Source organism: Limnoraphis robusta CS-951 (assembly GCF_000972705.2).
In genome coordinates, this window is the sequence record NZ_LATL02000014.1 from 46,530 (window position 1) to 53,182 (window position 6,653).

Sequence of the window (6,653 nt, forward strand, 5' to 3'; positions counted from 1 at the left end):
TGATATCTGAGTTTTTTCAGGCTTAGTCTTCCGGGAATTGTTTTATATTTGAACAAGAAATTAAATCGGGATTATCGATGAAAGGATTACGATTTCCTTGTAGTTGTTCGATGCGATCATTACGAACTCGTTCAGCTTCATCTACAGGATCAGCACAATGCCAAGCTGTTAATAAGTCTTTCAATTCAGGATCACCACCCGGAGGCGCAATTTTAGCCCCATATTCTTTGTTCATGTAAAAGATAGAACGAGCAATATTTCCGCGAGAAATGGGCTGAGGTTCAACAGATTCTTGTTTACCATTCAGTTCAAAATCACAGCCTTGAATTGTGGAATTTCCGGGAATAATTGCAAAGCTATAACTGGAGCGTTTGCTGTTATAATAAGTTAAAGAAGGATAGAGATTATGTAAATCTCCTTCCATCCGATTAAAGCGAGCGCTCGCTTTACGACATTTTTTGCGAGAAACTCCCTCACAACCTGCGGCTTCTTTCATCCAGGAAGCAGGATAAACGTGTTCAATATTAAAAGAACGATCACCAGGGGTTATTTTTTCCCCACAGTAGAGATCTTCACCACCTTTTGAATAAAGTTCTCCCCAAAATAAATCTTGGGCTTTGTTGTAGTTGGGAATTTTAGTTTGATCCGCAAAAGCAGGTGTCGTAAACGATAGGATCAGCAGCAAGATAGCAACAGCAATAGTTCTCATAAGTCCAAAAATTTTAGAGTTGAGAGTGAAATGGAGTTGTCAGGTTAAACAGATGTATTTGCAAAATCTTTTGTCTACTTCGGGGCTGCATTGAGTCATACCGGAAGAAAAATATAAATTCAATCTTTAGCTTGGTTTTGGCGGGTACAGATAACAGGCGATCGCCAGCTTGTCCTAGTATAATTCTATAAGTTCACTTGAATATCGCTTTTAAAACGCTTAATTTTCTCTCGATATATTGTTTAAAATCTCAGCCGCAACGCGATCGCAAACGCCTACTTCTCCTAAAGCTTGTTGCATTTCTTGATAGTCAGCTTGCATTTTTTGTCGTCTTTGGGGATTGTTTAACAGTTCCATTACTTCACCAACAATCCTTTCAGGTGTAGCTTCTTCTTGGAGTAATTCGGGAACAATCGATTTCATTTGGACTAAATTGGGCGGTGACATAAACGGAATCGAAAATTTGAGAATATTTCGGGCTATCCAAGCCGTGATCGAACTCACCCGATAAATCACGACTTGCGGAACATTTAACAACGCAATTTCTAAGTTAACCGTTCCTGATTTCGTAATCGCTAAATCGGCTGCGGCTAGAACCTTTAAAGTCTGATTTTGATCAGAGTCAGTCGTGACTAATTTAGCATTTAAACCGTATTTTTGGATTGACTTTTCAATGGAATCTTGGTATTCTGGTAATGAGAGGGGAATCCAGAAACAAACTTGAGGCAATTTTGACTGAATCATTTTCGCTGCCTCAAACATCACAGGCATTAAATACTTGATTTCTTGCCAACGAGAAGCAGGTAAAAGGGCGATCGCGATTTCATCCGGTTTAATACCTAATATTGTTCTCGCTTGTTCTCGACTGGGGGCGGTTTGCATTCGATCCATTAAAGGATGACCCACCCAAGTTACATTTGCTCCTTTTTCTCGAAAATAACGGGCTTCTTCAGGAAAAATGGCTAATAATCGGTTTGTAATTTTAACAATTTCGGCGGTATTTCCTGAACCCAATGACCACACCCATTCTTGGGGAGCAATATAGTAAATAATCGGAATCGAAGAAAAATGACGACGAATATAATTGCCTATCTTAAGATTCGGCCCCATGTAGTCAATCAGAACAACTAAATCAGGAGGATTTTGCTGTAAATATTGCTCAACTTGCTGCTGCATTTTTAGAGTCGGAAACACATAGGGCAAAGATTCCCAAATCCCGACAGAACCCATACTCAAAGTATTTCCTAAAAGATCTGCACCCGCTTTTTCCATGCGAGTTCCGCCTAATGCAATAATTTCTAATTCTCGGTCTAAAATATCGGCTTGACGGTGCAAAGCTTCAATTAACATCGCCCCTTGTAAATCTCCAGACACTTCACCTGTACTGATAAAAATTTTCATGTTATTGATGCTAAAATTTAAAAAATAAGGCTACAAAAGCTCATAGACAAGAGGGCGGGTTGATCTAGATTATTGATAGGAAACATAAATTTTTTCAGAACCCGCCCCTACGCTGACAGTTTGTTTTTCTCCCAAACTTCTGTAGCCAACATTGAAGTATTTCATATCATTAACTAAATTGTTGAGCATAATATCGGGCATATCGCTCACCTTTTTCAAGCAACTGATCATGGGTTCCCGACTCCATAATTTTACCGCCTTCTATGACTAAAATCCGATCAGCCCGTCGTACCGTTGCCAAACGATGAGCAATAATAAAAACCGTTCGATTTTCCATTAATCGTTCTAAAGCCTCCTGAACTAAAGCTTCAGATTCTGAGTCTAACGCTGAAGTGGCTTCATCTAAAATTAATATTCTTGGGTTTAATAATACCGCCCTGGCGATCGCAATTCGCTGTCTTTGTCCGCCCGATAAATTCACCCCCCGTTCCCCCACTAAAGTTTGATAGCCCTCGGGAAGTTGACTAATAAACTGGTGAACATTGGCAATTTCTGCCGCCATTTGTACCTCTTTGAGATCATAATAAACCTGACCAAACGCAATATTTTGAGCCACCGTTCCCGAGAAAATAATCACCTCTTGCGGAACAATCCCTATTTGTCGTCGCAGACTGCTGAGAGTCACATCTTGAATATTAATTCCATCAATTAAAATTTCACCTGCTTGGGGATGATAAAATCGAGGTAATAAATTAACTAATGTTGTTTTCCCGGCCCCAGAAGCCCCCACTAAGGCGATCATTTCTCCCGCTTGAACCCGCAAATTGAGGTTTTTTAAGACAGGTTTTCCCGGAATATAGGCAAAGTCAATATTCTGATAGTCTACTTTTCCTTGAACGGATGGTAGGATAATCGCATCTGATTTTTCTTTAATTTCTGGCTGGATGGCTAAGAGTTCAAATAGGCGATCGCAAGAAGCTTCACCCTGTTTAAATTCGCTGTAGTTACTGGTTGTTAAACCAATCGGATCAATTAATAAGGCAACAGCCGTAACATAGCTAATAAACTCGGTTCCCGTGAGATTATTTTGGGAGATTTGCCAACCTCCTAATAAAAATAGAAAGACTACACTCATCGCTTCTAAAAAACCAACCACCACAAACTGAAGGGCTTTGATTTGTTCAGCGCGATATTTGGCTCGTCGGTTGTGTTCTGCTTCTAGAGAAAAACGAGCAATTTCATAGTCTTGGGCGGCAAAAGCTTGTACTAAGCGAATCCCGTTGAAAACTTCTGTTAATAAAGAAGCTAAGTTAGAAATACGGGTTTGACTATGGCGACTCAAGCTGAGTAACTTTTCTCCAAACCAACCAATTAAGACCGCCATCAATGGCGCAATAATGAACGTTGCGAGGGTGAGTTGCCAGTTAATATAAATCATGTAGCCTAAAACTACAATCAGTTGTAAAATACAGGGAATAAACTGATGAAAAAACTTATAAATCACTTCCCCGACCCGATCAATTTCTTCGGTGAGACGGTAAGAAAGATCGCCTGTTTTAGCCGTTTCAAAATAACCGACACTGAGTTGATGGAGATGGGTATAAACCTGTTTTCGCAAATCAAAAGCGATCGCTAAAGCCGCCTTTGCCATTAACGTATCTTGAGCGTATTGAACCCCACCCCGAACCAGAAAAATAATCGCAGTAACACCTGCAAATTGGGCGATCGCACTAACATTGCCTTGACCAATATAACCTGCAATTTTGCCGACCAACCAGGCGAGTAAGGGCCAGAATGCTGTAAACCCCAGGGTACAAACCAAAGCTTTCGAGATCGTTGGCCAGTGGGGACGGAGAAAGGGGAGAAGTTGCCAGTAGGAAGACGACTGTTTCAAATTGTGTTTGCGTCGCGTCTCCGAAGGAGATTCGCCAAAATAACTGTTATTAGCGACTAGCTTTTCAGGATTTTTTCCTTCTGTCAATGCCTGAAAGGACAGTTGATCATTGATCGGGCAAAATTCACGCAAAAATAGGGTCAAGGAAGGTCAGATTCACGGTGATTTTTATTTTTTTTCCAGAGATTTAGCTCTTTCAAGCCTTCACTCAGAAGTCCCAGGGGTGAGGACTCTAGGGTGAAATGAGTCAGCGAATGATTACTTGATGCAAATATGTTAATAAATGTTAAAATCAAAGAGTAGAGGCTGAAAACGCTGCAACAGAGGATGTACTGCACAAGGGATTTAATTATGCTGCCGCAACCAATTTTCAACAATCGCGCTCTGAGCGAATCTTTCTATCAAGCTTTAGTCAATCGCTTTCATCATTCCCTGAACCTAGCAACACAAACCCTACTCGGGGAATGTAGCTATGGCATGGCACCGAGTCCGACAGGAGTGAAGACCTTTTTGATCATCGCCCCCTCTCGGCTGATAGCTGAACAATTAGTTCAAGAGATTCATTCAATTTTGCAGCGAGTCAGCACCCTTATGGCAGGAGTAGGACAAGTAGCAGTTTGCATTGCTCCCCCTCAAGAAATAGTAAACCGTTTGAACGCCTCAGAAAAACCTGAACCTTCTCCTAACGTTCCACCCAGTCACATGGCTTGTAAAATCTTTCCGATTCCTTCAGAGGTCGATCAGGAGACTGACTAGGAATGTTTGGGACGCTGTGACTGAGAGTTGGTCGCGCTGACCACTTCTCGAACTCGATAAATCGGTCGATTTTGAGACTCGTGGTAGGTTCGCATCAACACCTCAGCCAATAGGCCAAAGCTAAACAGTTGAATTCCGGTTAAAGTCAGTAAAACTGCTAGGATCAACAGAGGCCGATCGGCAATGCTTTCACCCAAACCGTATTTGAGGAAGGTCAAGTACAGTCCAGAAAGAACACCAATCAACAGCGACACCATACCCAGTAACCCAAAGACGTGCATCGGCCGAGTCAAGAACTTTTTCATAAAGGAAATCGTCAACAAATCCATCACGACCCGGAAAGTGCGATCCAAGCCATACTTGCTGCTACCAAACTGACGCGCATGATGACGCACAGGAACTTCTGTAATTCTCGCCCCTTCAATTACAGCCAAAGCGGGTAAAAATCGGTGTAACTCCCCATAGAGTTTGAGGTCCGCCGCTACTTCAGCCCGGTAAGCTTTCAAAGAACAGCCATAGTCATGGAGTTTAACGTTGGTCATCTGTCCGATGATCCAGTTGGCAATCTTGGACGGAAGTAATCGTGTTAAAGCCTTATCCTGTCGGTTTTTGCGCCAGCCACTCACCACGTCGTAGCCTTCCGCTAATTTATCTAACAACATGGGAATATCGGCCGGATCATTTTGCAAGTCTCCATCAAGGGTAATGATCACCTCTCCGCGAGCCTGATCAAATCCCGCCGACATCGCCGGAGTCTGACCATAGTTGCGTCGGAGAATCACCGCTTTTAAAATGGGGTTAATGGCAGCGAGTTGTTTGAGGAGATCGGTTGATCCGTCTCGAGAACCATCATCGACACAAATCAATTCATAAGTGAGACCTGTGGACTCTAAGCTGGCTTGAATCGCCTCAATCAGTTTAGGTAAACTTTCGACCTCATTGTAAATCGGAACAACAATAGAAACATTGAGGGGTTTGACAGTTTCGGAGGATAGAGAATGCGCTGATGGTTGCTCTAATGGAGTTGGTAAAATATCCATCTGAGATGCGGCAAGGGGACTCCCGTTATACCCGACAGGGTTAGCGGGAGAGAAATTGCCGCCCAAAGAAAACTGAGCGGAGCGAGAATCATTGTTAAAAGGAGTAGGAGAATCCGTCATGTTTTTGAACAGGAATCAAGTATTTAGGGTGAACATCAAACTTAGAGTTGGGAAGTTGCAAAACAAAAGAAGGACGGAATCGAATGGCAATACGCCCAACATAATGTCCAGAAAACTTCCCTTTTGGGATAGCAGCTTTTACGATATCACCTGTTTGAAATCCTTGAAAGAACTTAGCTTTAGGAGCGTGTCCAACCGGGAATCCAAACCGATTTACTCGGCATCGTTGACGAGTTCCGTGTCCCATCGCTTTGAGCAGCAAAGGTTGTTTCGTTAAAACTTTTAGAGATTCAACTTTTCCAACACAAGCTGCATCTAACCAATGAGATTTTAGAATATTTAATCGGGTTCGATTAAACTTGGTCTGTCCACCAGAACCAGTAGAAACAGATAATCCAGTCGCTTTTAAAGCATTAAACAAAGCCCAGCGAGTAGAGTTAACCGCCGCCGCATCTTTTAGGGGCGTTTTTGCTTGGCTTAAGATTTGTTTTAATAAATTTTGTTTTCCAGAAAGAAAGTCTTTAATGTCCTGAGTTCCTTTACTGGTATTACAAGATTCACAAGCAATACAGAGATTAGAAATCCGATTAGTTCCTCCCTTTGATTTGGGGTGAATATGCTCGATTTGGAGAGGGGTATTCTTTGTACCACAGTATGTACATTGACGACTCCACTTCTGTAATAGATATTCACGCACTTCATAACCCGGCAATTCTCCCTGTTGATATTCAAT

The 6,653-nt window shown here is 42.1% G+C and carries 6 protein-coding genes; 1 reads left to right on the plus strand and 5 read right to left on the minus strand.

Annotated elements, in window-relative coordinates:
* Window positions 1-22: 22 nt before the first annotated feature.
* From WN50_RS01330 to WN50_RS01340, 3 genes are all read right to left on the minus strand, one after another.
* A complete protein-coding gene (locus WN50_RS01330; RefSeq protein WP_046279062.1) occupies window positions 23-709 on the minus strand; it encodes an endonuclease I family protein in 687 nt (228 codons plus the stop codon).
* A 219-nt stretch (window positions 710-928) separates the two neighbouring features.
* Window positions 929-2,110: a lipid-A-disaccharide synthase gene (gene lpxB, locus WN50_RS01335; RefSeq protein WP_046279061.1), complete on the minus strand. Its 1,182-nt coding sequence runs from the start codon at window positions 2,108-2,110 to the stop codon at window positions 929-931.
* 169 nt (window positions 2,111-2,279) lie between these two features.
* Complete coding sequence (locus tag WN50_RS01340) at window positions 2,280-4,004, minus strand: ABC transporter ATP-binding protein (protein ID WP_046279091.1); 1,725 nt, start codon at window positions 4,002-4,004, stop codon at window positions 2,280-2,282.
* A gap of 351 nt (window positions 4,005-4,355) precedes the next feature.
* On the opposite strand from WN50_RS01340, the gene WN50_RS01345 reads away from it, so the two are divergent.
* Window positions 4,356-4,760 carry a hypothetical protein gene (locus WN50_RS01345; protein ID WP_046279060.1) on the plus strand — a complete coding sequence of 135 codons (405 nt, stop codon included), beginning with the start codon at window positions 4,356-4,358 and terminating at the stop codon, window positions 4,758-4,760.
* On the opposite strand, the gene WN50_RS01350 is transcribed toward WN50_RS01345, so the two are convergent.
* Both WN50_RS01350 and iscB read right to left on the minus strand, forming a co-directional pair.
* Window positions 4,757-5,800, minus strand: a complete 1,044-nt coding sequence (locus WN50_RS01350; protein ID WP_046279090.1) for a glycosyltransferase family 2 protein — start codon at window positions 5,798-5,800, stop codon at window positions 4,757-4,759. The genes WN50_RS01345 and WN50_RS01350 overlap by 4 nt on opposite strands.
* A gap of 94 nt (window positions 5,801-5,894) precedes the next feature.
* The coding region (gene iscB / locus WN50_RS01355; protein ID WP_049557549.1) for an RNA-guided endonuclease IscB at window positions 5,895-6,653 on the minus strand (759 nt) is incomplete at its 5' end.

What these genes read in the sequence shown, in the direction of transcription:
- WN50_RS01345 (WP_046279060.1), top strand. Translation starts at nt 4,356, where the DNA reads ATGCTGCCGCAACCAATTTTCAACAATCGCGCTCTGAGCGAATCTTTC.
- lpxB (WP_046279061.1), bottom strand. Translation starts at nt 2,110, where the DNA reads ATGAAAATTTTTATCAGTACAGGTGAAGTGTCTGGAGATTTACAAGGG.
- WN50_RS01350 (WP_046279090.1), bottom strand. Translation starts at nt 5,800, where the DNA reads ATGGATATTTTACCAACTCCATTAGAGCAACCATCAGCGCATTCTCTA.
- WN50_RS01330 (WP_046279062.1), bottom strand. Translation starts at nt 709, where the DNA reads ATGAGAACTATTGCTGTTGCTATCTTGCTGCTGATCCTATCGTTTACG.